The following is a 26,294-nucleotide window of genomic DNA, read 5'->3' on the forward strand; positions in this document are numbered from 1 at the left end:
CGTCGGCGTGGGGTGGCGGGCGCGTCACGTCCGGCGACGTGGCGCGAGGCCCGGCCCGAGCCCGTCGAGCGTGGCGTCGAGGGTGATCGCCGCGTCGATCAGCGCCAGGTGCGTGAAGGCCTGCGGGAAGTTCCCGAGCTGCTCCCCCGTGAGCCCGATCTCCTCCGAGTACAGGCCGACGTGGTTCGCGTAGGTGAGCATCTTGTCGAACACGATCCGCGCCTCGTCCGCCATGCCCGCACGGGCGAGCGCGTCCACGTAGTTGAAGGTGCACAGGGAGAACGTGCCCTCCTCTCCGGCGAGCCCGTCCGGCGACGCCGCCGGGTCGTAGCGGTAGACGAGGCTGTCCGTCACGAGCTCGGCGGCCATCGCCGCCAGGGTCGACCGCCACGCCGGGTCACGCGGGTCGACGAACCCGACCGTCGCCATCCGCAGCAGGGACGAGTCGAGCACGTCGGTGCGGTAGTGCTGCACGAACGCGCCCCGCCGCGCGTTCCAGCCCCGCGCCCAGACCTGCTCGTAGATCGCGTCGCGACCGGCGGCCCACCGGGCCAGGTCCGCCGGTCGTCCGTGCCCCGTCGCCAGCCGGATCCCGCGGTCCAGCGCCGTCCAGCTCATCACCCGCCCGTACACGAAGTCCTGGCGCCCGCCGCGCGTCTCCCAGATGCCCTCGTCCGGCTGGTCCCAGTGGTCGCAGAGCCAGTCGAGCATGTCCCGCAGCGCGACCCAGCCGCGGTGCCCCATCGCGAGGCCGTTGCGGTCCGCGACGTAGACGCTGCCGAGCGCCTCGCCGTAGATGTCGAGCTGCAGCTGGTTCTCGGCGGCGTTGCCGATCCGCACGGGGCTCGAGCCGCGGTACCCCTCCCAGTGCGGGAGCGTCTCCTCGGTGAGGTCCGAGGTCCCGTCCACGCGGTACATGATCTTCAGCGGGCCGCTCTCCCCGGCGCCGCTCTCCTCGATCCGGTCCCGCAGCCAGGCACCGAACTCCGCGGCCTCCTCGACGAAGCCCAGGCCCAGCAGCGAGTAGATCGAGAACGACGCGTCCCGGACCCAGGTGTACCGGTAGTCCCAGTTGCGCTCGCCCCCCACCTGCTCCGGGAGCCCGGCGGTCGGCGCCGCGACGAGGGCGCCCGACGGCGCGTACGTCATCAGCTTCAGGGTGATCGCCGAGCGCTGGAGCGCCTCCCGCCACCGCCCGACGTAGGTGGACCTCGCCAGCCACGTGCGCCAGAAGGCGGCGGTGTCGTCCAGCAGCGCGCGCAGGTCGCCGGCGGCGATCGCGCGCGGCGGCCCGTCGGCCGACGACTCGAGCACCAGCCCCGCGCGCTCCCCCGCGACCAGGTCGTACGCCGTCCGCACGTCCCCGTCCGCGTCGACCCGCATCGGCTCGCGCTCCCGGTCGTCCTCGGTCCGCACCGTGTGCAGCGTGAGGGTGAGCCCCGGGCTCGCGAACACCGCGCCGCGCTCCGTCACGCTCGTCTCGTGCGACGCCCGGCCGTAGTCGAACCGGGGCGCGACGTGCACGTCGAACCGCACGCGGCCGCGGACGCAGCGCATGACCCGGACGAGCCGGTGCCGCGCGGTCCGCGGTCCGGCCGGTGGGCGGCATGAAGTCGATCACCTCACCGACCCCGGCGTCGGTGAGGAACCGGGTCACCAGGACCGCGGTGTCCGGCAGGTACAGCTGCTTCACGACGTGGTCGCCGCCCGCCGGGGCGATGCGGAACCGGCCGCCGCGCCCCGCGTCGAGCAGCGACCCGAAGACGCTCGGCGAGTCGAACCGCGGGCAGCAGAACCAGTCCACGTCGCCGTCGGTGGACACGAGCGCGGCCGTCTGCAGGTCGCCGACGAGCGCGTGCTCGGCGATCAGGGGGTACGTGGGCATCTCGGCTCCTCCTCGTGGCGGGCCCTCCGGCGTCGCCCCATGGTCCGCCCCCGCCGCGCCGGCGGCGTCGCCCGCCCCGGGTGGTCGCGCCGCCCCGACACGTCCGCCGCGCAGGTCTCACCCCGGGCGGGTGAGCCGGTCACCGCGGCGGCGGCGGCACAGTGACGTGCGGGCACGCCGTGCCCGGACCCGGCCCGGTGCCGCAGCGGCCCGCCGCACGAGGAGGACATCGATGACGACGTTCACCGCCTGGAAGTTCGACACCCCCGAGGGCGCCGAGCGCGCCCGCGGCACCCTGCTCGACGCCCAGAGCGAGGGGATCGTGAAGGTCGTGGACTCCGCGGTCGTCTCCTGGCCCCCGGGCGAGAAGCGCCCCGAGCTGCACCACCACCACGAGAGCGGCAAGCACGCCGCGGGCTGGGGCGCGCTCTGGGGCCTGCTGGTCGGCGGGCTGTTCTTCGTGCCGCTGCTCGGCGCCGCGGCCGGCGCCGGGATCGGCGCGCTCGCGAAGTCGGTCGAGGGGGTCGGCATCGACGAGAAGGACCTCGTCACGCTCCGGGACGAGACGACGGAGGGCACCTCGGTGCTGCTCGCCGTCACGCAGGAGGGCGACCTGGACCGGCTCGGCGAGCGGTTCCACGGGCTGGGCTCGCGGCTCGTCGCCACGAACCTGACCGACGCCGAGAAGAGCCTCCTGCTCGAGACCTTCGGCTGAGCGGCGGCCCGACGTGGCCGGCGCCGAGCAGCTGGAGCGGCCGCGGCTGGTCCGGCGGCGCGCCGGCCACCTGTACGGGCTGGTCGTGACCGGCTCGGTGCTGGCGGCCGCGCCCGAGACGATCGGGCTGGTGCGGCTCGCGCTCGTCCTGGTGGGCACGCTGCTCGTGTACTGGGCGGCGGAGAGCTACGCGCACTGGACCGCCACCCGCACGCTGCTGGGGCGCGCGCTGCACGCCGAGGAGCGGCGGGAGGTCGTCACGGACGGGCTGCCGCTCGTCGCCGCGTGCCTGGTCCCGGTCGCGGTGCTCGTCGCGGAGGCCGTGCTCCGTGTGCCGACGGGCGCGGGGGTCCGGGTGGCGCTCCTGACGAACACGGCGCTGCTCGTGGCGGTCGGCTGGCGGATGAGCACCGCCGGCGGGGTGCGCGGCGTGGCGCGGGTGGCGAACGCCGCGGGCATCGGGCTGCTCGGGGCCGCGCTGGTGGTGCTGAAGTACACGCTGCTGCACTGAGGCCCGTGCCGGCCCCGCACCGGGTGGAGCGGTCCTGGGAGGCTCAGTCCAGCAGCCCGAGCGCCCGCCCCCGCGCCACGGCGGCGCGCCGGGTCTGCACGTCCAGCTTGCGGTACAGCGACTTCAGGTGCGCCTTGACCGTGTTCACTGACACGAACAGCTCCTCGGCGATCTCGGTGTTGCTGGCCATGCTCGGCAGCGCGGCCAGCACGCTGAGCTCGCGCTCGGTGAGCGGGACCGGCAGCGGCTCGGGCTCGGGCGCCGGCTCCGGCGCGCCGACGTGCTCGGCCAGCGCGGCCGCGAACGCGTCGGACCGGTCCGGCAGCACCCGGGCGACCGCGTCGAGCCCGAGGGCGCCCGGCACGACGAACGGCCGCAGCACGCGCTCCGGTCCCGCGACGGCGAGCGCCCGCCCGGCGAGGTCGTCGGCGAGCCGCGGCGCACCGCGGTCCTCGAAGAGGGCGGCCAGCAGCAGGCACGCCTCGGTCTGCGTGAGCACGTCGCCCACGTCCGTCGACCAGCCGGCGGCGACGCGGGCGTGCCGGAGCGCGGCGGGCGCGTCCCCGCGGGCCCGCGCGCGCCGCGCCGCGACCAGGGAGTCCAGCGGCGACGCGATCCGCGCCTCCGCCGGCCCGGCTCCCGGCTCGGCGCCGGTCAGCTCGGCCAGCTCCGACGCCGCCCGCAGGCGCAGGGCGGCGACGAGCGGCGGCACCGCCCCCGTCGGGCGCTCCGCCGCCAGGGCGTGCGCGGCGGCGCGCACCCGGCCACGCGCCAGGGCCGCCAGCGCCTGCACCGCGTGCAGGACGGCCAGCGACCACGGGTCCTCCCCCGCCTCGGTGGCGGCCAGACCGTACGCGACCTCCCGGTCGGCGTCCGCCCACCGCCCCCGGAGGAGCGCCACCCACGCCAGCGCGGCGTACGCCGGGCGCGCGTGGGCGTACGACGCCCAGCCCGAGCTCGCCGCGACGTCCACCGCAGCGCGCGCCACGCGCTGGGCGGCGTCGAGGTCGCCCAGGACGCCGTGCGCGAACGCCAGCTCCGAGCGGGCGCCCAGCGACGTCAGGTCGACCGCGTCGGGGTCCTCCGCGATGGAGGCGGCGAGCTCGCGGCGCGCGCCGACCGCGTCGCCCTGCCAGAGCAGCGCTCCCCCGCGCAGCTCGTGGGCGCTGCGCAGGTACGCCAGGTAGGCGGGGAACGGCCACGGGACCCGCTCGAGCAGCTCGCCGACGGCGTCGGCCTCCCGGAGCTGGCCCGGGGCGTCGCCGGACCCGCGGGCCGCGGTGGCGTCGAGCAGGCCGGCGAGCACCTGGGACGCGACGGGCAGGGGGCCGGACCCCCGGGGTCGGGCGAGCGCCCGCACCCGCGCGACGTGCGCGCGGGTGGCCGGGTACGCACGGTCGAGCGCCGCGAGCGCGGCCGCGCACAGCTCCGACCACGCCGCCGGCGGCGCCTCGTCGTACGGGAGCCGGAGCAGCGCCTGGCGCACCGCCTCCCGCGCGGGGGTGACCAGGAGCGGGGCGGCGGCCTCGGCCAGCACGCGCCCGACCAGCTCGCCGTCCTCGGCCTCGGTCGCGTGGTCGAGCGCCGCCACGGGGTCGCCGTGCCGCAGCAGCCACCGCGCGGCGCACGCGTGCGCGTCCTGGTGTCCCTCGGGATCCCGCACCCGCAGCGTCGTGTGCAGGATCTCGCGGAGCAGCGGGTGGTACCGCAGGGCGGCGCCGGCGGGGGCGACCGGGCCGACGAAGTCGTGGGCCGCCGCGAGGGCGTCGTGCAGCCGGCCGGGCGGGGCGCCCGGGCTGAGCGCGCGGGCGAGCTCCGGGGTGAAGGTGGGCACCACGCCGGAGCGCAGCAGGAACATCCGCACCCCGCCCGGCTGCCGGTCGACGACCTCGTCCACCAGGTAGTCCGCGACCGCCCGGTCGTCGGCCAGGGCCTCGTCGACGTCGGCCTCCGTCGGCGGCTCGTCCACCCCCTGGAGCCGCGCCAGCCGGCTGAGGGCGATGCGCACGCCGGTCGGCCAGCCCTGGGTGCGCTCGAGCACCTGGCGCGCCCGCTCCGCGGTCACGTCGACGCCCTCGACCGCGCCGAGCGCCCGCACGTCCGCGACGGTGAACGCCAGGTCCTCCGCGGCCAGGCGGGTCGCGTCGCGGCGGCCCACGGGCGGGTCGGACCGGCTCAGCAGCAGCAGCCGCAGCGGGACGTCCGCGGCGACCAGGTCCCGCACGGTGTGCACCACGGTGTGGTGCCGCACCACGTCCAGGTCGTCGACGACGAGCGTGGCGTCCGCCGGCAGCTCCGCCAGCCCGCGCATCCAGCGGGCGACGAACGCGGGGGTGCTGGTCGGCGGCACGCGCAGCCGCGCGAGCTCGTGGTCCGGCGGCACCGCGCCGCTCGCGCGCAGCGCGTCCAGCACCCGGCTCGCGAGCGCCTGCGGCACCGTGTCCCGCGGCTCGAGCGACAGCCACGCGACCGGACCGGGCTGCGCGGCCGCCCAGCTCGCCACGGCCGTCGTCTTCCCCCAGCCGGCGCCCGCCGCGACCACCGTCAGCCGGCCGTCGCCGTCCGCGTCCAGGAGCCGGTCCACGGCCGGCCGGCGCACCGTGCGCGCAGCGGACGGCCGCAGGGTGCGCTGCTCCGGCGTCCGGACGGCGAGCGAGGTCCCGGTACCCCTGCCCGGTGGCTCGCGCAGTTCCCGTCCGGCGCCCCTCCCCGGGGAGCCCATGGCGGCAACGTATACCCGCCCGTCGCCGCCGCGGGACCCCTCCGCGGCTGCTCCACCCGTGGCGGGTGATGCCCGGCCGACCCGCTCCGACGACCGTAGGAGCCGGGCTCGCGGGGGCGGCCCCGCCCGGAACGACCGGGCGCCGCGGAGCGCAGGAGGGCAGTCGTGGAGACCGCGATCGAGGACATGGGACCGGTGGACTACCTGGTCGTCGAGTTCCCGGAGAACCGCCTGGACGGCGAGGCGTTCCCCCTCCTGATGGACCTGGTCGACCGGGGGGTGGTGCGGGTGCTCGACCTGGCGTTCGTCGCTAAGGCCGAGGACGGCACCGTCACCGGGATCGACCTGCGCGAGCTGGACGCCACGGGCGACTTCGACGTCACCGTGCTCGAGGGCGCCTCGTCGGGGCTGCTCGGCGACGACGACCTCGCCGAGGCGGCGGCGGCGCTCGCGCCCGGCGCGGCGGCCGGCGTGCTGGTGTACGAGAACGCGTGGGCCGCGCCGTTCGCGTCCGCGCTGCGCCGCGGCGGCGGCCAGCTGGTCGCCAGCGGCCGGGTGCCGGTGCAGGCGCTGCTCGCGGCGCTCGACGCCACGGAGGCGGTCGGCGCCTGACGGTGCGCGGCCCCGCGCGGGAGCGGGGCCGCGGGACGCGCCGGCGCGGGTGGCACGCCCGCCGGGGCGCCCGGGACGGACGACGAGGGACGAGCGACGAGGAGGGGACCCATGCCCGGACTGCTGCGAGGAGTGGCCAGGACGGCCGTGATCGCCGGGACCGCGAGCGCGGTGTCGGGACGCGTGCAGCGGCGTCAGCAGGGACGGTGGGCCGAGCAGGACGCGCGCGCCGCGCAGGCGCAGTACGCGCCCGTGGCGGCACCCGCCGGGTACGGCCCGCCCGGGTACAGCCAGGAGCCGCCGTACCCGGCGGTCCCGGTCGGCTCACCTGCGCAGGACGCCGCGGACGCGCGGATCGCGCAGCTCAAGGACCTCGCGCGGCTGCGCGACGAGGGCGTGCTGACGGCGGAGGAGTTCGCGGCCCAGAAGGCCCGCATCCTGGCGACCTGACCCGCGCCGCGCGCGCGAGGGCGCCTCCGCACGGCGCCAGCACCGCCGAGGTTGCAGAAGATGCGGGGTTCGAGGAGCTCGAACCCCGCATCTTCTGCACGTTCGACGTCGCCTCCGTCCCAGCGGACGACGGGCGCGGGCGGCGCGCGGGGGACGACGCGGGCGCCGGGGGGGGTCACGCCGGCGCGGGCGCGGCCGCGCGGCGCATGCGCAGCGCGTTCGCGGCGCCCAGGACGCCGGCCGCCAGCGGCACCAGGAGCGCCACCTGCAGGGCGCGCGGGCGGACCTCCTCGTTGATCCGCACCACCTCGGCGGCGGCAGCGGGCGACTCGTCGGCGAGCAGCTCCTCGAGCTGGGTCGTGCTCATCAGCTCGGCGTCGTCCTCGAGCGCCCGCGCCACCCGCTCCTGGTCCGCCGGCGACAGGACGTCGCTCGCGCGGGCCTGGGCGGTGAACCCCGCGGACAGCGAGGCGAGCAGCACCGCGCCCCCGAGCGCGAGCCCGAAGGACAGGCCGAACGACCCGCCCGCGGAGTTCACGCCGGCCGCCTCGCTGACCCGCTCCTCCGACACCGGGGACAGCGTGTAGTCGTTGAGCTGCGACACCAGGAGCCCGAGCCCGCAGCCGGCGACGACCAGCGGCGCCGCGAGCGCCCACCCCGACCCGGCGCGCGGCACGACCGGCAGCAGCGCCGCGACGCCGGCGACCAGCAGCAGGAACCCGGTCAGCACCACGCGGTGCGCGGGCCACCGCCCCGCGCGTCGGCTCATGCCCAGCGCGACGGCGAACATGCTGAGCGACAGCGGCGCCAGCGACAGCCCGGCGGCCATCGCGTCGTACTCCAGGACCAGCTGCAGGAAGATCGGCAGCGCGATCATCGCCCCGCCGAGCGCCACCTGCTGCAGCAGCTGCTGCGAGACGCCGATCCGGAACCGCGGCGCCCGGAACAGCCCCGGGTCGATCAGCACGGCGCGGCCGGCCCGCGAGCGCCGCGCCAGCCACCACGCCAGGCCCGCGAGCGCCAGCGCCCCGACGGCCAGCAGCAGCCCGACGGACTCACCGCCCTCCTGCCACGCGAGCACACCGAGCACCAGGCCACCCATCCCGGCCGCGGACAGCAGCGCACCGACGACGTCGACCTCGCGGGACCCGGTGTACGGCACGTCGCGGACCAGCCGGACGCCGGACAGCACGACGACGATCACCACGAGCTCCAGCCCGAACGCCACCCGCCAGGACAGGTACGTCGTGATGAACCCGCCGAGCAGCGGCCCGACCGCCGCGGCGATCGAGGCGGCCGCGCCGACCAGCGCGTACACCTGCTTCTGCGCCGTGCCGGTGAAGTTGCCGTGCACGAGGGACTGCATCGCGGGCAGCAGCAGCGACGCGCCCAGCCCGCCGACGACCGCCCACAGGACGACCACCGCGGTGAGGCTCTGCGCGAAGGTCATCGCCGCCGCGCCCACGGCGTAGCCGAGCAGCCCGAGCACGTACGCCCGCCGCCGGCCGACGAGGTCCCCGACCTTGCTGCCGACCAGGATGAACGCCGCCGACACCAGCGCCTCGAGCGCGATCGCCGACTGCACGCCGCTGACCGTGGTACCCAGGTCACGCACCACGGCCGAGATCGAGACGTTCATCAGCGACGTGTCGACGACCAGGACGAACATCGCGAGCGCGAGCAGGACCGCGAGCCGGCGCCCGGTGCGGTCGAGCGCGGCCGCCGGCGCGGTCACCGGACCGGGGCGGTCGCGCTCCGGCGGTGCGCGACCCGCGCGGCGGCGCGCAGGACCTCCGCCACGACGAGGTAGCCGAGCACCGCGAGCAGGCACGCGCCCCACTGGTCGGGCGTCAGGTCCGTGGTGCCGAACAGCCGCTGCAGCAGGTCGATCGACGTGACCAGGACCGTGAGCCCCAGGACGACGAGCACCAGCGTGACGAACCGGCCGTTGGCGACGGTCTCGGCGTCCAGCACGCTGCGGTACCGGTCCCGCCACTGCGCCGCGACGACGACGTGCAGCAGCGACGTGGCGGTCAGGCCCATGGTGGTCGCCACGAGCAGCCCGTACCGGTCCTCCGCCCAGGCGACGACGAGCAGCGCGGCCGTCGCGACCAGCACGCCGTCGACCGCCAGCCGCGCGCCGAGCCCGCGGCCCAGCACCGGCGCGTCGGCGGCCCGCGGGGTGCGGCGCATCAGGTCGGACGCGGCCGCGTCGAACCCGAGCCCGATCGCGAGCACCACGTCGATCGCGAAGTTGACCCAGAGGATCTGCAGCGGCGACAGCGGCACGCCCTCGGCGACGGCGAACACCCCGGCCCCGACGAACGTGAGGATGAACCCGATCAGCACGACCATCTGGAACCGGATGTACCGCATGAGGTTGTCGTACAGCCCCCGCCCGCGCTGCACCGCCGTGACGATCGTGGCGAAGTTGTCGTCGGTCAGGATCATCTCGGCGGCGTCCTTGGTGACCTCCGTGCCGGTGATGCCCATCGCCACGCCGATGTCCGCGCGGGTCAGCGCGGGCGCGTCGTTGACGCCGTCGCCGGTCATCGCCACCACCTGGCCGCGCCGCTTGAGCACGTCGACCAGCCGCACCTTGTCCTGCGGCGCCACGCGCGCGACCACCCCGATCTCGTCGACCTCGGCCTCCAGCCGCTCGTCCGGGAGGGCGGCGAACTCGGCGCCGGTCAGCGCGCGGCCCTCGATGCCGAGCTGGCCGGCGATCGCCGCCGCGGTCGTGACGTGGTCGCCGGTGATCATCCGGACCCGGATCCCGGCGTCCTTGCAGGCGGCGATCGCGTCCCGCGCCTCCGTGCGGGGCGGGTCGACGATCCCGACGAGGGCCAGGAGCTCGAGCCCGTCGACGAGGTCCAGCAGCTCGCCGGCCAGGTCCGCCTGCCCGACGTCCCTCTGCGCGAGCGCCAGCACCCGCATGCCCTCGGCGGCCAGCGCGTCGTTCTCGGCGGCGACCCGGTCCCGCAGGTCACCGATCGGCCGCGTGGTCCCGTCCGCGTCCCGGTAGTGCGTCGACCGGGCGAGCAGCACGTCCGGCGCGCCCTTCACGTAGCAGCGCACGGCGGCGGTGCCGTCCACCTCGACGTCGTGGAACGTCGCCATCAGCTTGTACGCCGCGTCGAACGGCACCTCCGCGACGCGCGGGTGCGTGCGCCGGGTCTCCTCGACGTCGAGCCCGCCCTTCGCCGCCAGCACGACCAGCGCGCCCTCGGTGGGGTCGCCCACCAGGTCGCCGTCGCGGACGGTCGCGTCGCTCGCCAGCGCCATCGGCAGCAGGAACGGCTCCAGCCGGATCTCGGGGCCGCCGCCGGTGGCGAGGATGCGACCGGTGGTCGCGTACCCCTCGCCGTCGACCCCGAACCGCCGCCCCGCCAGCACGAGCCGCCGCGCCGTCATCTGGTTCAGCGTCAGCGTCCCGGTCTTGTCCGAGCAGATCGCCGACGTGGCGCCCAGCGTCTCGACCGAGCGCAGCCGCTTGACGATCGCGCCGGCGTCGGCGAGCTCCCGGGTGCCCAGGGACAGCAGCATGGTGACGACCGCGGGCAGGCCGGTCGGGATCGCCGCGATCGCCAGGCTGATCCCGACGAGGAACAGGGTGTCGAAGTCCTCGCCGCGGGCCAGGCCGAGGACGACGACGAGCACGAGCGCGACCGCCGCCATCAGCGTGATGATCACCGTGAGGCGGTTGAGCTGCCGGGTCAGCGGGGTCTCGTCCGTCTCGACGGTGCCGAGCATCCCCGAGATCCGGCCCACCTCCGTGGCCATCCCCGTCGCGGTGACCACCATCTCGCCGCGCCCCCGGGTGACCTGGGCGTTCATGTAGGCCATGTCGACGCGGTCGCCGAGGGGGACGTCGGCACCCCGCACGGGGTCCACCGACTTCGGCACCGGCGTGCTCTCGCCCGTGAGGCCGGCCTCCTCGATCTCGAGCGACGCGGCGACGACGAGCCGGCCGTCCGCGGGCACCTTGTCCCCCGCCTCGAACCGCACCACGTCGCCGGGCACGAGCTGCTCGGCCGGGACCTGGACGACCTGCCCGTCCCGGACGACCCGGGCCGTCATCACCAGCATGGTGCGCAGCGCGGCGACGCTCTGCGCGGCCTTGCCCTCCTGGTGCAGGCCCATCAGCGCGTTCACGACGGTCAGCCCGAGGACGACGAGCCCGGTGCCGAGGTCCTGCAGCGCGACGACGCTCACGACCGCGGCGCCGACCAGCACGAGCTGCATGAGATCGGCGTACTGCCGGGCGAACGCGCGCCACTTCGGTTCCGGCTTCTCCTCCGCCAGGGCGTTCGGCCCGTGCTCCTCGAGCCGGCGGGCGGCCTCGGCCGCGTCCAGCCCGCGCCCCGGGTCCACCCCGAAGGCCGCGCACACCTCCGCCACGGTCGCGGCGTGCCACTCCCGTGCCGGCACCTGCGTCGTCGTCATGTCGCCACCCGTCGCCGCGGGCGCCCGGCGGCGCCCTGCGACCACCGTCGCCGCGCCGCGGACGGCCGGGCCTCACCCGGGCCGGGTGAACGGGCCCCGGCTCACCCCCGCCGGGTGTGACGGCGCAGGTCCGGGCTCGGCAGCGTGGGTCCCGGGCCGGTCACGGACGGGTCGGCCGCGGCGCGACGAGAGGTGGGACCGTGGACAGCTTCATGGACTGGTTCTGGCTGATGATCTGGTGGTTCCTCTTCGTCGCCTACCTGGTGCTGCTGTGGCAGATCTGCGGCGACCTGTTCCGCGACCGGGACCTCAGCGGGTGGTGGAAGGCGCTCTGGATCGTCGCGCTGATCGTGGTGCCGTGGCTCTCGATGCTCGTGTACGTCATCGCACGCGGGCGAGGCATGGCGGAGCGGCACGCGGCGGCCGTCGCGACGGCGCGGCGCGAGACGGACGCGTACATCCGGCAGACCGCCGGCAGGTCGCCGGCCGACGAGATCGCCGACGCCAAGGCGCTGCTCGACCAGGGCGTCATCGACCCCGACGAGTTCGGCCGCCTCAAGGCACGCGCCCTCGCGGCGTGACGCCGGCCCGCGACGGGCCCCGGGTCAGCGCCCGGGCTCGTCGCGGGTGGGCGCCTCGCCCTCGTGGTCGTCGGGCACCGGGTCCGGGTCGACGTCGAGCGTCGGCAGGTCGGGCTGCTGCGGGTCGAAGCTGTCGGGCACGTTCTCGCTCATGCGACCACGCTGCCACCGCGCGGCGGGCGTCGCACGGCGGGGCGCCGCGGGGCAGCGCGGCGCGGCACCGCGGGGCAGCGCGGCGTGGCACGGCGGGGCGTGGCACGGCCGCGGCGCACCGGGGAGCCGCCGACTCCGAACGCGCCGCCGGCGGGTCGGGCCTCAGCCCAGCAGCCCGGTCAGCACGCGCGCGGCGTCGGAGTCCGCCGGCACGGGCAGGTCCAGCGCCGCGTCGCCGGCCCGCAGCGTCACGACCGTGACGTCGCGGTAGCCGGGGTGCGGCCGCGCGCCCACCCCCGTCAGCCGCTCCAGCGGCAGCACCAGCCGCGACTCGGAGTGCACCGGGGTGCGGCCCCGCGCGAGCCAGTCCCGACGGCCGAACACCTGGAGCTCGCGCCCGTCGGACGCGACCACCGCCGCCTGCACGGTCATCGGGTGCAGCAGGTGGATGGCCCGGGACAGCCCGCCACCCACCGGCTGCACGACCCGTCGGCGGTGGGCGGCGAGCGCCTTCAGGCCGCGCTCCCGGTCCGCGACCTCGCGGTACGCCGAGACGAGGCCGATCTCCTTCTCCCCCAGCGCCCGGCGGTCCAGCCGCCCGAGGCCGGGCAGGCCCGCCGTGGGGTCCCGCGGCGCCGGGTCCCCCGTCGTCGGCACCGGCCAGGCGAGCGAGCGCAGCGCGTCGACGAACCCCTCGACCACGTCGGCGGACGAGCCGCTGAACCGCACCCGGACCGACGCGCCCGCCAGGGCGTGCACGTCGAGCCGGCCGTCCAGGAGGTCGATGCTCGTGCCGACGGCCGCGACCTGGTCGTACGGCACCTCCCGCACGTCGTAGCCCCGCCCCTCGGCCCGGCGCGCGGCCCGCGCGCCCCGCCGCGCGGCGTCCCCGGCGGTCCGCCGGCTCAGCGCCGTGAACCGGTCGGGCCCGAGCACGAGCAGGTGGTCGTACAGGTCCATGTCGGGGGTGGCGTCGCGGCGCGCGATGTCCCGCGGGACCTTGAGCACCAGCCGGCTCGCCGCGAGGTCGAGGGGGTGGTCCCGGTACAGCGGCGGCACCTCCTCGGCGGTGCGCACCGGGTCGACCCACGGCCCGAACGCGTCGTACTCCGGGGTGCTCGGGGCCGCCCCGCCGTCGTCCCGCCGCCGCGTCGCCGCGTCCATGCCGCCCGCCTCCTCGCGCACCGGGCCCGCGCCCGCTCCCCCCAGCATGCCCCCGCGGGCGGCACCGGGCCAGGCGCGGGGGCGCGCGGCTCGGCGCGGCGTCGCCCCGGGGCCGGCAGCCGCGAGGCCCGCCGCGCCGCCGCAGGTCAGGCGCCCTCGTCCGCCGGGAGTCGCCGGGCGGTCAGCACCGTCACGTCGTCGTCCCCGTCACCGGGGCAGCACCGCACGAGCAGCTCGTCGAGGTCGAGCGTCCCGTCCGCCCGCCGGATGTCGGGCAGCGTCGCGACGAGCCGCTCGAGGCCGCGCGCCACCGACTCGCCCCGGCGCTCCACCAGCCCGTCCGTGAACGCCAGCAGCGTCTCGCCGGGGCCCAGCGCGGCGGACCGGTCGGAGCGCGCCGCCCCCGGGTCCACGCCCAGGAGCAGCTCCGGCGCGCCGCGCAGCGGCACCGCGGACCCGTCGGCACGGACCAGGACGGGCGGCAGGTGCCCGGCGGACGCCCACCGCAGCTCCCGGCCGCCCGGCGCGACGGCCACCACCAGGACGGTGGCGGTGACGGCGCAGCCGAGGCCCGCCAGCGTGCGCTCGGTCCGGCGCAGGGTCTCCGCGGGGCCGGCGTCCTCCGCGTACCCGAGGGTGCGCAGCGTCCCCCGCAGCTGGCGCATCCGCGCCGCCGCGGCGACGTCGTGCCCGGTGACGTCCCCCACGACGAGCACGGCCTGCCCCGACGGCTGCACGAACGCGTCGTACCAGTCGCCGCCCACCGGGCTGCGCGCGTGCGCGGGCCGGTACCGGACGTCCAGCGCCAGCCCCGGCACGGCGGGCAGCTCGGTGAGCAGCGAGTCGTGCAGGACCTCCGCCTCGGCGCGCTCGATGCCGACCGCCTCGACCAGGGCGTCGACGACCGCCCGCGCGCCCGCCCCCGGCCGACCCGTCGGCCCGTCCGGCCCCGGCATCACCTCGGTGACCTCGGCCGCACGCAGCACCAGGGCCGTCACCCGGCGGCCCGGCCCCGTCGTCGGCGTCGTGGTGAGCAGCCACCACCGCGGACCGCCCGCCGCGGGCGACGGCACCGGGCCCACCGTCTGCGGCCGGCCGGTGCGGGCCGCGGCGCGGACCGACGCGAGCACCTCCCGCCGGCCGGGCTCCGGCAGCACGTCGGCCAGCGGACGGCCGAGCACGGCGGGCTCCCCGAACGCGGCGCGGAACGCGGCGTTCACGTCGAGCACGGTCCCGTCCGGTCCCAGCACCAGCTTCGGCGCGGGCAGGGCGGCGAACACGGCGTGGTAGTCGACCCCGGTGGTCGGGGTGGTGGGCGTGGTGGGCGTGGCGGGCGTGGTCCCGGTGCTCAGGGTGGCGGGGGTGGTGGGGGTCGGTCGGGCAGGGGGTGGGGTCACGGCGCCTCCTCGTCGTGCGTTCCCAGCACGGCGCGGCGCGATACCTCGTCGGCCTCCGCGGCGCCCCGGGGGACGCCGTCGCCGGCTGTGCCGGTGCGGGACCGGCCATGGCGAGAACTTTACCGACTTGACCGTGACGTTACTGTGCGCGTTCCGCGAGCGGACCGGGGACGAGCGGGAGACGACCGGCGGGCGACCCGGCGCCGGCGGTGCTCAGCGCTCGAGCACCCACCCAGGACGCCGGGGGTCGTCCACCCGCACCACGACGTCGGCCGCCTCCTCGGGGGCCGCCTCGTCCCGGTACCGCTCCTCGGCGGCGAGCCGCCACGCCTCCGCGGGCGGGGTCAGCCGCGCCAGCGTCGCGGGGCGCACGGCGAGGTGCACGGTCAGGTCCGCGGGCAGCCACCGCCCGAGCAGCAGGTGGCCGTCGAGCAGCAGGACGGCGCCCGGCGGCGCGGCGACGCGGGTGGCCCGGGCCGAGCGCTCCCGGGCCGCATCCCACAGGGCCGGCAGGTACGTGCCGTCGCCGCCGGGGCCGAGCGGGTCGAGCACCTCGCGGATCAGGGCGCCGGCGTCCAGCGCGTCGTCGAGCAGCGCGTCCGGGTCCTGCCGGCCGTGCTCGAACCGCACGCCGGCGGGACGCAGGAAGTCACCCGCGGACACCCGGAGCGCGGCGTGCCCGCGGGCGCGCAGCGGCTCGGCCAGCGCGTCCGCCAGGACGCCCGGCGCGGTCGGCGGCGCGCCGTCCAGCAGCACGCGCCACCGGCGGTCGGCGCCCTCCGCCGCGGGTGCCGCGGCCAGCCCGTCGAGCACCCGGTCCACGAGGCGCTCGACCACGACCTCGGGGCTGACGGGCTCGACGCGCACCGGGACAGTCTGCCGTGCGGCGCGGTCGGGCGGGTCGTGCCGACCGCGCGCCGTGGTGACCGCGTCAGCCGCGGGAGGTGACGACGCCCTTGATGAACGCCGCCTGCCCGGCGTGCTCCAGCACGTCCCCGAGCACGCTCACCAGCCGCACCCCGACGGTGACCGGCGGGTCCCACGAGTCGTCGACCACGCGGCCCAGGTCCTCGTCGGAGAGCCGCCCGAGGTAGGCGTCGGTCGCCGCGCGGGTGGCGTCGGCGTACGCGCGGAGCAGGTCCGCGCCCACCCGCACCTGCGCCACCTCGTCCGGGCCCTGGCCGTAGCCGGTGGCCCCGCGGTCGAACGGCAGGGCGAACCGCTCCGCGAAGCCCTGGGCCTCCCAGACCTGCTCGGCGCCCGCCACGTCGGCGACCTGCGCGTCCTCGACGCGCGCCAGGTGCCACACCAGCCAGGCGATCGTGTTGGCCTCCGGGCCGAGCCGGGCGGTGAGCTCGTCCTCGCCCACTCCGTCGAGCACCCCGTGCACCAGGTCGCCGATCCGCCCGAACCCGTCCTGCAGCACCGCCACGCCGTCCACGCGCTCTCCCCTCGCCGGCCGCCGCGCGGGCGGCCCTCGTCCCGGTCCCGTCGACCGTATGCCGAGGTGACGACACGTGCGCGCGGGGCGGGCGCGCGGGTGTCAGTCCCCCGCGGCCTCGGCCCGGTCCCGCACGCCGCGGAGCATCCGCTCGGTCATGAGCAGGCTCACCCAGGACACGCCCTCCACCATCCACCGGGCCCAGGGCTCCGTGTACGCGTACCGCTCCCGCACCACGAGCCGGCAGCTGCCCGGCATCGGGCCCGGCCGCAGCACGAACGCCCAGGCGAAGTCGAACGGCGGGGTGTCCTCGTCCGGCAGCGCGGGGCCGGCGCCCTGCAGCACGAGGGCGCGCGGCGGCTCGAGCACCTCGACCCGCAGCCCGACCTGCGGGGCCGGCCGCACCTCGTCGCCGACGGCGAGCTCCTGCCAGCGCGGCTCGATCCGGTCGGCGCTGGTGATCCCGAGCCCGAACAGGCCCTCGAGCGCGTCGTAGCTGTAGAAGCCGCCGCGCCCCTGGCCGAGCTGCAGCAGCCAGGGCCACACCCGCTCGGCGGGGGCGTGCACGGTGATCGCCCGGGTCGCCACGAGGTCGGCGTCGGGGACGAGGTCGTCGCCGGGCAGCCCGACCGAGCGCTCCACCTGGGACGCGCCCCAGTGCAGCGCCCGCCCGCGGGCGAGGTGGTAGCCGACGGCCGCCGTGGCCGCGATCGCGAGCGCGCGCACCGCGTGGTGGGAGGTCATGCGCTCCACGCAACACCGCCGCGGGCGCCCGCACCAGGGCCGTCGGTCCCACGCGCGAGGGGCCCCGCAGCGCGCGTGCGCTGCGGGGCCCCTCGACGTGCGGGACGCGGGTGCGTCAGGCCACGCGGCCCGAGGCGTCGTCGCCGATCTTGTGCACGATGATCGAGTTGGTCGACCCGACGACGCCGACCGGCGTGCCGGCCACGACGACGACGTAGTCGCCCACCTCGGCGAGGCCCTGGGCACGCAGGGTGGACTCGACCTGCTGGACCATGGCGTCGGTGTGCTCGACCTGTGGCACCTCGTACGTCTGCGTGCCCCAGCTCAGCGAGAGCGTGTTGCGGACCGAGGTCTGCGGGGTGAACGCGAGCAGCGGGATCGCCGAGCGCAGGCGGGACATGCGGCGCGCGGAGTCACCCGACTGCGTGAAGGTCACGAGGTACTTCACGCCGAGGGTCTCGCCGATCTCGGCCGCGGCGCGGGTGATGGCGCCACCGCGGGTGTGCGGGGTCGAGCCGAGCGGGGCGATGCGCTCCCGGCCGAGCTCCTCGGTCGCCTCGATGATCCGGGCCATGGTGCGGACCGTCTCGATCGGGTACTCGCCCACGGAGGTCTCGCCGGACAGCATGACCGCGTCGGCGCCGTCGAGCACCGCGTTGGCGCAGTCGGAGGTCTCGGCGCGGGTCGGGCGCGGGTTGTTCGTCATCGACTCGAGCACCTGGGTGGCGACGATGACCGGCTTCGCGTTGCGGCGGGCCAGCTCGACGGCGCGCTTCTGCACGAGCGGGACCTGCTCGAGCGGCAGCTCGACGCCGAGGTCGCCGCGGGCGACCATGATGCCGTCGAACGCGTCCACGATCTCGGCCAGGGCCTCGACGGCCTGCGGCTTCTCGACCTTGGCGATGACCGGGACGACCCGACCCTCCTCCTCCATGATCCGGCGGACGTCGTCGTAGTCGGCGGCGTTGCGGACGAAGGACAGCGCGATGATGTCGGCGCCGACGCGGAGGGCCCAGCGCAGGTCCTCCTCGTCCTTCTCGCTCATGGCGGGGACGGACACGGCCACGCCGGGCAGGTTGATGCCCTTGTTGTTGGAGACCGGGCCGGCCACCTCGACGCGGGTGACGACGCGCGGGCCCTCGACGGCGGTGACGCGCACGAGGACGCGGCCGTCGTCGATCAGCAGCGGGTCGCCCACGCGGGCGTCGCCGGCCAGGCCCTTGTGCGTGGTGGAGACGAGCTCCTTGGTGCCCGGCACGTCCTCGGTGGTGATGGTGAAGGTGTCACCCTCGTTGAGGTAGTGCTTGCCCTCGACGAACCGGCCGAGGCGGATCTTCGGGCCCTGGAGGTCGACCAGGACGGCCACGGAGCGGCCGGAGGCCTTCGCGGCGGCGCGCACGTTGTTGTACACGCGCTCGTGCACCTCGGTGTCGCCGTGGCTGCGGTTCAGCCGCGCCACGTCCATCCCGGCGTCGACAAGGGCCTGGATCTGCTCGGCGGACTCCGTGGCGGGGCCGATGGTGCAGACGATCTTCGCTCTACGCATGGGGGAAAGCCTAGGCCTTTCGTGACAGACGGTTCGGACCGAACGTCCTGGTGGGCCGGGCCTGCCGGGACGTGCGCGGTTGATGGTCTACGGACGCATCGCCACGGTGCTCGCGGTGACCGGAGCAGGCAGGGCGGTGCTGCCAGACAGGTCAGAGTCTACGGCCGCCGCGGCGGCCCGACCCTCCGCCACGGCCCACACGACGAGCGACTGCCCGCGACCGGCGTCTCCCGCCACGTACACGCCCGGGACGTTCGTCCTGAAGTTCTCGTGACGTTCGACGGTTCGTCGCTCCCCGATCACCAGCCCGACCTGCTGGAGCAGCGGCGACGCCTCCGCCCCGGCGAACCCGAGCGCCAGGAGCACCAGCTGCGCGGGCAGCTCGCGGGCCGGTCCGGTCGGCTCCGGCCGGCCGTCCACCAGGCGGACGTCGCGCACCCGCAGCGCCCGGACCCGGCCGGCGTCGTCGCCGAGCAGCTCCTCGGTGGCGACCGCCCAGGCCCGCTCGCCGCCCTCCTCGTGGGCCGAGGACACCCGGAGCAGCAGCGGCCAGGTCGGCCACGGGTCGGACGCCCGGCGGGCCGCCGGCGGCTCCGGCAGGATCTCCAGCTGGGTCACGGAGCGGGCGCCCTGCCGCAGCGCGGTGCCGAGGCAGTCCGCCCCGGTGTCGCCTCCCCCGACGACGACCACGTCCAGCCCGGTCGCGAGCGGCTGGCCCTCGACGGGGGCGTCGTCCGCCGCCGCGGCGCGGTTCGCCGGCACGAGGTAGTCCATCGCCGGCAGCACGCCGGCCAGGTCCCGCCCGGGCACCGGGAGGTCGCGCGGCACGGTCGCGCCCGTGCACACCAGCACGGCGTCGAACCGCGCGCGCAGCTCCTCCCCCGTGACGTCCACGCCGACCTCGACGCCGCACCGGAACCGGGTGCCCTCGGACACCATCTGCGCCAGCCGGCGGTCCAGGACGCGCTTCTCGAGCTTGTACTCCGGGATGCCGTACCGCAGCAGCCCGCCGGGCGCGTCCGCGCGCTCGTGCACGACGACCGTGTGGCCCGCCCGGGTCAGCTGCTGCGCGGCCGCCAGCCCGGCCGGCCCGGACCCGACGACCGCGACCCGGTGGCCGGTGAGCCGCTGCGGCACCCGCGGCGCGAGCAGCCCGCGCGCGAACGCCTCCTCCGCGACCGCGAGCTCGACCTCGCGGATCGTCACCGCCTCGTCGTGCAGACCGAGGACGCACGCGGCCTCGCACAGCGCCGGGCACACCCGGCCGGTGATCTCCGGGAACGGGTGCGTCGCGTGGAGCCGGTCCGCGGCGTCGGCCCACTGCCCGCGCCACGCGAGGTCGTTCCACTCGGGCGCGAGGCCGCCGAGCGGGCACGCGTGGTGGCAGAACGGCACGCCGCAGTCCATGCACCGGGACGCCTGCCGCTGCACCCTGGCCAGGTCGTCCGGGTCCCCCGCGCGGTGCCCGTGCACCTCGCGCCAGTCCCGGAGCCGGACCGCCACGGGCCGGCTGGGCGGTGTCTCGCGGACGCGGTGGGTGAGGAAGCCCCGGGGATCGGCCATGCCGAGCGACGCTAGGCGCCGGCGACGCCGGCCGGGTGGGCCGGACGTCCCGCACGCACCCGCGCCCCGACGCCTCTCCGCCTGCCCGCCTGCCCGCCTGCCCGCCTGCCCGCTCGCCCGCTCGCCCGCTCGCCCGCTCGCCGAGCTTGCACAAGCTGCGGGGTTCAGGCCGGCCGAACCCCGCAACTAGTGCAGGCTCGGCGACCGGCGCGACACGACGCGCGCGGCGAGCGCGCGCAGCGGCGCCGCGACGGCGGGACGCGCGCGAGCGGGCGCGCACGGGGTCGCCCCCGCGCGCGCCCGCTCGTCCGGCGCCCTCAGGCGCGCAGGGCCACCGTGCCGGCCGTCACCGGGGCCGGGAGCTCCGTGCTGCCGCCCAGGTAGGTGTCGACCGCGGCGGCCGCGGCGCGGCCCTCGGCGATCGCCCACACGATGAGCGACTGCCCGCGCCCGGCGTCGCCGGCCACGAACACGCCCGGCACGTTCGTCGCGAAGTCGTCCGACCGCGCGACGGTGCCGCGGCCGGTCAGGTCGACGCCGGCCTGCGCGACCAGGTCCTCGGTCTCCGGGCCGGTGAAGCCCATCGCGATGAGCACCAGGTCGGCCGGGATGTCCCGCTCCGTGCCCGGGGTCGGCACGCGCCGGCCGTCGGGCAGGTACTCGGTGGTCGCGAGGCGCAGGTGGGTGACCTGTCCGTCCTCGCCGCCGACGAACGCGACGGTCGACGCCAGGTAGGCGCGGTCGCCGCCCTCCTCGTGCGAGGACGACACCTCGAACAGCACCGGGTCGGTCGGCCACGGCGCGTTGGCCGGCCGCTCGGTCGGCGGCTGCTTGCCGATGGCCAGCGTCGTGACGGACGCGGCGCCCTGGCGCAGCGCGGTGCCGACGCAGTCCGAGCCGGTGTCGCCGCCGCCGATCACGACGACGTGCTTGCCCGCCGCGTCGATGGCGTCCGGCACGTCCTGGCCGGCGACCAGCTTGTTCGACCGGGACAGGTACTCCATCGCGGGGTGGATGCCGTCGAGCTCGCGGCCGGGCAGCGGCAGCTCGCGCGGCACGGTCGACCCGGTGGCGACGACCACCGCGTCGTACCGGGCCCGCAGCTGCGCCCAGGTGATGTCCTTGCCGATCTCGACGTTCGCCCGGAACCGGGTGCCCTCGGCGGCCATCTGCTCGAGGCGGCGGTCGATGTGCCGCTTCTCGAGCTTGAAGTCCGGCACGCCGTACCGGAGCAGGCCGCCGATCGCGTCGTCCCGCTCGTAGACCGCGACCGTGTGCCCGGCGCGGGTGAGCTGCTGCGCGGCCGCGAGCCCGGCGGGGCCCGAGCCGACGACCGCCACGGTGTGCCCGGTGAGGCGCTGCGGCACCTGCGGGTGCACCAGGCCCCGGTCGAAGGCCTCGTCGATGATCGAGACCTCGATGTTCTTGATCGTCACCGCGGGCTGGTTGATGCCGAGCACGCAGGCCGACTCGCACGGGGCCGGGCAGATCCGGCCCGTGAACTCCGGGAAGTTGTTCGTGGCGTGCAGGCGCTCGATCGCGTCGCCCCACTGCCCGCGCCACACCAGGTCGTTCCACTCGGGGATGAGGTTCCCGAGCGGGCAGCCGTTGTGGCAGAACGGGACGCCGCAGTCCATGCAGCGCCCGGCCTGCCGGTGCAGCAGGGTCGCCGACTGCGGGTCGTCCTGCGCGCTGCGGTGCTCGTGCACCTCGCGCCAGTCCATGAGCCGCAGCGCGACCGGGCGGTTGGCGGGCAGCTCGCGCTCCCGCACCTTCATGAAGCCGCGGGGGTCAGCCACGAGCCACCTCCAGGATGCCCTCCCACACGCCGGGCGTGCTCGGGTCGAGGCCGTCGGCCTCCGCCTTCGCGAGCGCCGCGCGGACGCGGGAGTACTCGGTCGGCCGCACCCGGGTGAACCGGGCGCGGGTCGCCGCGGGGTCGGCGAGGAGCTCGGCCGCGACGCGCGACCCGGTCTCCTCCGCCTGCCGCCGCAGCAGGTCGGTCACCAGCGCCGCGTCCTCGTCGTCGAGCGGGTCCAGGCCCAGCTCGCCGGCCGCGACGGCCTGGACGTTGACGCGCTCGGGCTTGAGGTCGAGCACGTAGGCGGTGCCGCCGGACATGCCCGCCGCGAAGTTGCGGCCGGTCCGGCCGAGCACCAGCACGGTGCCGCCGGTCATGTACTCGCAGCCGTGGTCGCCCACGCCCTCGACGACGAGCGTGGCGCCGGAGTTCCGGACGCCGAACCGCTCGCCGACGACGCCGCGCAGGAACATCTCGCCGGACGTGGCGCCGTAGCCGATGACGTTGCCCGCGATGACGTTGTGCTCGCCGGTCAGCACCGCGTTGCGGTCGGGCCGCACGACGATCCGACCGCCGGACAGGCCCTTGCCGACGTAGTCGTTCGCGTCGCCCTCGAGGCGCAGCGTGATGCCGCGCGGGACGAACGCGCCGAACGACTGGCCGGCCGACCCGGTCAGCGCGACCTCGATCGTGCCGTCGGGCAGGCCCTCGCCGCCGTACCGGCGGGTGACCTCGTGGCCGAGCATCGTGCCGACCGTGCGGTTCACGTTGCGCACCGGCAGCTCGATCCGCACCGGCCGCGCGTCCTCCAGCGCGTCCGACGCCATCGCGATGAACTGGTTGTCCAGCGCGCGGTCCAGGCCGTGGTCCTGGTCGCGGACGTGGTGCAGGGCCGAGCCCTCGAGCGGCTCGGGTACGGCGAGCACCGGCGCGAGGTCGAGGCCCTGCGCCTTCCAGTGGTCGACGGCCTTGCGGGTGTCCAGCAGCTCGACGTGGCCGACGGCCTCCTCGATGCTGCGGAAGCCCAGCTCGGCGAGCAGCTCGCGCACCTCCTGCGCGATGAACTCGAAGAACGTCACGACGAACTCCGGCTTCCCGGTGAACCGGGACCGCAGGTCGGGGTTCTGCGTCGCGACGCCCACCGGGCAGGTGTCGAGGTGGCAGACGCGCATCATGATGCAGCCCGACACGACCAGCGGCGCGGTCGCGAAGCCGAACTCCTCGGCGCCGAGCAGCGCGCCGATGATGACGTCGCGCCCGGTCTTGAGCTGGCCGTCGACCTGGACCACGACGCGGTCGCGCAGGTCGTTGAGCACGAGGGTCTGCTGGGTCTCGGCCAGGCCGATCTCCCACGGGGTGCCCGCGTGCTTGAGCGAGGTCAGCGGCGAGGCGCCGGTGCCGCCGTCGTGGCCCGAGATGAGCACGACGTCGGAGTGCGCCTTGGCCACGCCGGCCGCGACCGTGCCCACGCCGAACTCGCTCACGAGCTTGGTGTGGATCCGGGCGCGGGGGTTCGCGTTCTTGGCGTCGTGGATCAGCTGCGCCAGGTCCTCGATCGAGTAGATGTCGTGGTGCGGCGGCGGCGAGATCAGGCCGACGCCCGGTGTCGAGTGCCGGGTCTTCGCGACCCACGGGTACACCTTGGGGCCGGGCAGCTGGCCGCCCTCGCCCGGCTTGGCGCCCTGGGCCAGCTTGATCTGGATGTCGTCCGCGAACGTCAGGTACTCGGACGTCACGCCGAACCGGCCGGACGCGATCTGCTTGATCGCCGAGCGACGCTCGGGGTCGTGCAGGCGGTCCGGGTCCTCGCCGCCCTCGCCGGTGTTCGACTTGGCGCCGAGCCGGTTCATGGCGATCGCGAGCGTCTCGTGCGCCTCGGCGGAGATCGACCCGTAGGACATCGCGCCGGTGCTGAACCGCTTGACGATCTCGCTGACCGGCTCGACCTCGTCGACCGGGACCGGGGTCCGCTCGCCGGTCCTGAGCTCGAGCAGGCCGCGCAGCGTCATCAGCCGGGACGACTGCTCGTTGACCCGGTGCGTGTAGTCGCGGAACACGTCCATCTGCCGCGTGCGGGTGGAGTGCTGCAGCCGGAACACCGTCTCGGGGTCGAACAGGTGCTCCTCGCCGTCGCGGCGCCACTGGTACTCGCCGCCGGTCGCGAGGCGGCGGTGCGCCAGGCGGTTGCCGTTCGACGGGTACGCGTCGGCGTGCCGCGCGGCGACCTCGGCCGCGATCACGTCCAGGCCGATGCCGCCGAGCCGGCTGGTGGTGCCGGTGAAGTACCGGTCCACGAGCGGCTGGGACAGGCCGATGGCCTCGAACACCTGGGCGCCGCGGTACGAGGCGATGGTCGAGATGCCCATCTTGGACATGACCTTGAGGACGCCCTTGCCGAGCGCCTTGATGAGGTTCTTCACGGCCAGCTCGGGGCTCACGCCGGTCAGGTAGCCGTTGCGGGCCAGGTCCTCGACGGTCTCCATCGCGAGGTACGGGTTGACGGCCGCCGCCCCGTAGCCGATCAGGAGCGCGACGTGGTGCACCTCGCGCACGTCGCCGGCCTCGACGACCAGCGACACCTGGGTGCGGGTGTGCCGGCGCAGCAGGTGGTGGTGCACGGCCGACAGCAGCAGCAGCGACGGGATCGGCGCGCGGTCGGCGTCGGAGTCGCGGTCGGACAGCACGAGGAAGCTCACGCCGTCGGCGATCGCCCGGTCGCACTCCGCGAAGATCTCCTCGAGGCGCTGCTCGAGCGCCTCGCCGCCGCCCGCGGCGCGATACAGGCCGCGGACGGTCGTCGACCGGAACACGCCCGCCATCGCGGGGTCCTTGTGGATCTTGACGATCTTGGCGAGGCCGTCGTTGTCCAGCACCGGGAACGGCAGCACGAGCTTGCGCGCGTGCAGCGGGGTGTCCTCGAGCAGGTTCGGCTCGGGGCCGATCGCGCCGCCGATGGACGTGACCAGCTCCTCGCGGATCGCGTCGAGCGGCGGGTTCGTCACCTGGGCGAACATCTGCGTGAAGTAGTCGAACAGCATGCGGGGGCGCTGGGACAGCACCGCGACCGGGGTGTCCGAGCCCATGGCGCCGAGCGGCTCCGCGCCGGCCGCGCCCATGGGCGTGAGGAGGATCTTGAGCTCCTCCTCGGTGTAGCCGAACGTCCGCTGACGGCGGCGCACGGAGGCCGACGAGTGCGCGACGTGCTCGCGCTCCGGCAGCTGCTCCAGGTAGACCGAGTTCTCCCGGACCCACTCCGCGTACGGGCGCTGGGCCGCGAGCTGGGCCTTGACCTCGTCGTCCTCGACGATCCGCCCCTGGTTGGTGTCGACCAGGAACATCTTGCCGGGCTCGAGGCGGCCCTTGCGGACGATCGTCGCCGGGTCGAGGTCGAGCACGCCCGCCTCGGAGCCCATGACGACCAGGCCGTCCTCGGTCACCCAGAACCGGCCGGGGCGCAGGCCGTTGCGGTCCTGCACCGAGCCGATGAGCGTGCCGTCGGTGAACGTCATCGCCGCCGGGCCGTCCCACGGCTCCATCAGCGACGCGTGGTACTCGTAGAACGCCCGCCGCGCGGGGTCCATCTGCGCGTGGTTCTCCCAGGCCTCCGGGATCATCATCATGATCGCGTGCGGCAGGGAGCGGCCGCCCAGGTGCAGCAGCTCGAGCACCTCGTCGAACGAGCCCGAGTCCGAGCCGCCCGGCGTGCACACCGGCAGCAGCGGGGCGAGGTCGCCCAGCAGGTCCGACTGCAGCGTGCCCTCGCGGGCCGCCACCCAGTTCCGGTTGCCGCGGACCGTGTTGATCTCGCCGTTGTGCGCGATCATCCGGAACGGCTGCGCGAGCGGCCAGGACGGGAAGGTGTTGGTGGAGAACCGCGAGTGCACGAGCGCGAGCTCGGACGCGTACCGCGGGTCGGACAGGTCGGCGAAGAACGGCTCGAGCTGGCCGGTCGTGAGCATGCCCTTGTAGGACAGCGTGCGGGCCGACAGCGACGCGAAGTACACGGCGAGCTCGCGCTCGGCGCGCTTGCGCAGCCGGTACGCCCGGCGGTCGAGGTCGATGCCGGCGAGCTCGCGCGACGGGTCCGCCACGACGAGCTGGCGGAACACCGGCATGGACGAGCGCGCGGTCGGGCCGACGAGGTCGGCCGTCACCTGCACGTCGCGCCACGCGAGCACGTCGAGCTTCTCCTCCGCGGCGATCGCCTCGACGGCGCGCACCGCGACGGCGCGCTCCTCGTCGTCCTGCGGCAGGAACGCCATGCCGATGGCGTAGTGGCCGGCCGGGGGCAGCTCGGCGTCGACGACGTCCCGCAGGAACGCGTCGGGGATCTGGGTCAGGATGCCGGCCCCGTCGCCGCTGTTCTCCTCCGCACCGACCGCGCCGCGGTGGTCGAGGTTGAGCAGGGCGGTCAGGCCGGCGTCGACGATGTCGCGGCCGGGGGTGCCGCGCAGCGTCGCGACGAACGCGAAACCGCAGGCGTCGTGCTCGGCAGCCGGGTCGTACAGACTCTGCTGCTGCACGGGAGAAGCACCGGGACGCACAGGCGACGCGGGCATCAGC

The 26,294-nt window shown here is 76.1% G+C and carries 19 protein-coding genes and 1 pseudogene; 5 read left to right on the top strand and 15 right to left on the bottom strand.

Annotated features, from left to right (window positions below; genetic code table 11):
• Window positions 1-24: 24 nt before the first annotated feature.
• Both Cpa01nite_RS04760 and Cpa01nite_RS18510 read right to left on the bottom strand, forming a co-directional pair.
• Window positions 25-1,557, bottom strand: a complete 1,533-nt coding sequence (locus Cpa01nite_RS04760) for a glycoside hydrolase family 15 protein (protein WP_203667608.1) — start codon at window positions 1,555-1,557, stop codon at window positions 25-27.
• 106 nt (window positions 1,558-1,663) lie between these two features.
• A pseudogene (locus Cpa01nite_RS18510) lies at window positions 1,664-1,885 on the bottom strand (trehalase-like domain-containing protein); the annotation flags it as partial.
• Window positions 1,886-2,117: 232 nt separating this feature from the next.
• On the opposite strand from Cpa01nite_RS18510, the gene Cpa01nite_RS04765 reads away from it, so the two are divergent.
• Together Cpa01nite_RS04765 and Cpa01nite_RS04770 are read left to right on the top strand one after the other, a co-directional pair.
• Window positions 2,118-2,600, top strand: coding sequence for a DUF1269 domain-containing protein (locus Cpa01nite_RS04765; protein WP_203667609.1), 483 nt, complete (start codon window positions 2,118-2,120; stop codon window positions 2,598-2,600).
• Window positions 2,601-2,613: 13 nt separating this feature from the next.
• Complete coding sequence (locus Cpa01nite_RS04770; RefSeq protein ID WP_203667610.1) at window positions 2,614-3,111, top strand: hypothetical protein; 498 nt, start codon at window positions 2,614-2,616, stop codon at window positions 3,109-3,111.
• A gap of 43 nt (window positions 3,112-3,154) precedes the next feature.
• Here Cpa01nite_RS04770 and Cpa01nite_RS04775 read toward each other — a convergent pair whose 3' ends face one another.
• Window positions 3,155-5,695, bottom strand: a complete 2,541-nt coding sequence (locus tag Cpa01nite_RS04775; protein ID WP_203667611.1) for a helix-turn-helix transcriptional regulator — start codon at window positions 5,693-5,695, stop codon at window positions 3,155-3,157.
• A gap of 303 nt (window positions 5,696-5,998) precedes the next feature.
• Here Cpa01nite_RS04775 and Cpa01nite_RS04780 point away from each other — a divergent pair, with 303 nt between their 5' ends.
• Complete coding sequence (locus Cpa01nite_RS04780; RefSeq protein ID WP_239068532.1) at window positions 5,999-6,445, top strand: DUF6325 family protein; 447 nt, start codon at window positions 5,999-6,001, stop codon at window positions 6,443-6,445.
• A 111-nt stretch (window positions 6,446-6,556) separates the two neighbouring features.
• Window positions 6,557-6,895 (top strand): SHOCT domain-containing protein, encoded by a 339-nt coding sequence (locus Cpa01nite_RS04785; protein WP_203667612.1) that lies wholly within the window; start codon window positions 6,557-6,559, stop codon window positions 6,893-6,895.
• Between the two features lie 175 nt (window positions 6,896-7,070).
• On the opposite strand, the gene Cpa01nite_RS04790 is transcribed toward Cpa01nite_RS04785, so the two are convergent.
• On the bottom strand, window positions 7,071-8,564 hold the full coding sequence (locus Cpa01nite_RS04790; protein ID WP_203667708.1) for an MFS transporter: 1,494 nt from the start codon (window positions 8,562-8,564) through the stop codon (window positions 7,071-7,073).
• A gap of 62 nt (window positions 8,565-8,626) precedes the next feature.
• Entirely contained in the window at window positions 8,627-11,341 is a 2,715-nt protein-coding gene (locus Cpa01nite_RS04795) for a cation-translocating P-type ATPase (protein ID WP_203667613.1), read from the bottom strand.
• Window positions 11,342-11,541: 200 nt separating this feature from the next.
• On the opposite strand from Cpa01nite_RS04795, the gene Cpa01nite_RS04800 reads away from it, so the two are divergent.
• Window positions 11,542-11,922, top strand: a complete 381-nt coding sequence (locus Cpa01nite_RS04800; RefSeq protein WP_373307325.1) for an SHOCT domain-containing protein — start codon at window positions 11,542-11,544, stop codon at window positions 11,920-11,922.
• 24 nt (window positions 11,923-11,946) lie between these two features.
• Here the strand turns inward: Cpa01nite_RS04800 and Cpa01nite_RS04805 are convergent, their stop codons facing one another.
• From Cpa01nite_RS04805 to gltB, 10 genes are all read right to left on the bottom strand, one after another.
• Window positions 11,947-12,075: a chromosome partitioning protein gene (locus tag Cpa01nite_RS04805; RefSeq protein WP_203667614.1), complete on the bottom strand. Its 129-nt coding sequence runs from the start codon at window positions 12,073-12,075 to the stop codon at window positions 11,947-11,949.
• A gap of 162 nt (window positions 12,076-12,237) precedes the next feature.
• On the bottom strand, window positions 12,238-13,239 hold the full coding sequence (locus tag Cpa01nite_RS04810) for a hypothetical protein (RefSeq protein WP_203667615.1): 1,002 nt from the start codon (window positions 13,237-13,239) through the stop codon (window positions 12,238-12,240).
• Window positions 13,240-13,385: 146 nt separating this feature from the next.
• Complete coding sequence (locus Cpa01nite_RS04815; protein ID WP_203667616.1) at window positions 13,386-14,636, bottom strand: PP2C family protein-serine/threonine phosphatase; 1,251 nt, start codon at window positions 14,634-14,636, stop codon at window positions 13,386-13,388.
• Window positions 14,637-14,849: 213 nt separating this feature from the next.
• Window positions 14,850-15,503, bottom strand: a complete 654-nt coding sequence (locus tag Cpa01nite_RS04820; RefSeq protein WP_203667617.1) for a nucleoside/nucleotide kinase family protein — start codon at window positions 15,501-15,503, stop codon at window positions 14,850-14,852.
• A 64-nt stretch (window positions 15,504-15,567) separates the two neighbouring features.
• Window positions 15,568-16,077 carry a mycothiol transferase gene (locus Cpa01nite_RS04825; protein ID WP_203667618.1) on the bottom strand — a complete coding sequence of 170 codons (510 nt, stop codon included), beginning with the start codon at window positions 16,075-16,077 and terminating at the stop codon, window positions 15,568-15,570.
• Window positions 16,078-16,179: 102 nt separating this feature from the next.
• Window positions 16,180-16,821, bottom strand: a complete 642-nt coding sequence (locus tag Cpa01nite_RS04830) for an SRPBCC family protein (protein WP_203667619.1) — start codon at window positions 16,819-16,821, stop codon at window positions 16,180-16,182.
• 115 nt (window positions 16,822-16,936) lie between these two features.
• Window positions 16,937-18,367 (bottom strand): pyruvate kinase, encoded by a 1,431-nt coding sequence (gene pyk, locus Cpa01nite_RS04835; protein WP_203667620.1) that lies wholly within the window; start codon window positions 18,365-18,367, stop codon window positions 16,937-16,939.
• Window positions 18,368-18,454: 87 nt separating this feature from the next.
• Window positions 18,455-19,930, bottom strand: a complete 1,476-nt coding sequence (locus Cpa01nite_RS04840; protein WP_203667621.1) for a glutamate synthase subunit beta — start codon at window positions 19,928-19,930, stop codon at window positions 18,455-18,457.
• A 317-nt stretch (window positions 19,931-20,247) separates the two neighbouring features.
• Window positions 20,248-21,729 carry a glutamate synthase subunit beta gene (locus Cpa01nite_RS04845; protein ID WP_203667622.1) on the bottom strand — a complete coding sequence of 494 codons (1,482 nt, stop codon included), beginning with the start codon at window positions 21,727-21,729 and terminating at the stop codon, window positions 20,248-20,250.
• Window positions 21,722-26,290, bottom strand: a complete 4,569-nt coding sequence (gene gltB, locus Cpa01nite_RS04850) for a glutamate synthase large subunit (RefSeq protein ID WP_203667623.1) — start codon at window positions 26,288-26,290, stop codon at window positions 21,722-21,724. The genes Cpa01nite_RS04845 and gltB overlap by 8 nt, the downstream gene beginning before the upstream one ends.
• Between the last annotated feature and the right edge of the window lie 4 nt (window positions 26,291-26,294).

It is taken from the genome of Cellulomonas pakistanensis, assembly GCF_016862755.1.
Classification (GTDB): Bacteria; Actinomycetota; Actinomycetes; order Actinomycetales; family Cellulomonadaceae; genus Cellulomonas; species Cellulomonas pakistanensis.

What these genes read in the sequence shown, in the direction of transcription:
- Cpa01nite_RS04785 (WP_203667612.1), top strand. Translation starts at nt 6,557, where the DNA reads ATGCCCGGACTGCTGCGAGGAGTGGCCAGGACGGCCGTGATCGCCGGG.
- pyk (WP_203667620.1), bottom strand. Translation starts at nt 18,367, where the DNA reads ATGCGTAGAGCGAAGATCGTCTGCACCATCGGCCCCGCCACGGAGTCC.
- Cpa01nite_RS04810 (WP_203667615.1), bottom strand. Translation starts at nt 13,239, where the DNA reads ATGGACGCGGCGACGCGGCGGCGGGACGACGGCGGGGCGGCCCCGAGC.
- Cpa01nite_RS04790 (WP_203667708.1), bottom strand. Translation starts at nt 8,564, where the DNA reads ATGTTCGTCCTGGTCGTCGACACGTCGCTGATGAACGTCTCGATCTCG.
- Cpa01nite_RS04760 (WP_203667608.1), bottom strand. Translation starts at nt 1,557, where the DNA reads ATGCGCTGCGTCCGCGGCCGCGTGCGGTTCGACGTGCACGTCGCGCCC.
- Cpa01nite_RS04830 (WP_203667619.1), bottom strand. Translation starts at nt 16,821, where the DNA reads ATGACCTCCCACCACGCGGTGCGCGCGCTCGCGATCGCGGCCACGGCG.
- Cpa01nite_RS04805 (WP_203667614.1), bottom strand. Translation starts at nt 12,075, where the DNA reads ATGAGCGAGAACGTGCCCGACAGCTTCGACCCGCAGCAGCCCGACCTG.
- Cpa01nite_RS04840 (WP_203667621.1), bottom strand. Translation starts at nt 19,930, where the DNA reads ATGGCCGATCCCCGGGGCTTCCTCACCCACCGCGTCCGCGAGACACCG.
- Cpa01nite_RS04795 (WP_203667613.1), bottom strand. Translation starts at nt 11,341, where the DNA reads ATGACGACGACGCAGGTGCCGGCACGGGAGTGGCACGCCGCGACCGTG.
- gltB (WP_203667623.1), bottom strand. Translation starts at nt 26,290, where the DNA reads ATGCCCGCGTCGCCTGTGCGTCCCGGTGCTTCTCCCGTGCAGCAGCAG.
- Cpa01nite_RS04765 (WP_203667609.1), top strand. Translation starts at nt 2,118, where the DNA reads ATGACGACGTTCACCGCCTGGAAGTTCGACACCCCCGAGGGCGCCGAG.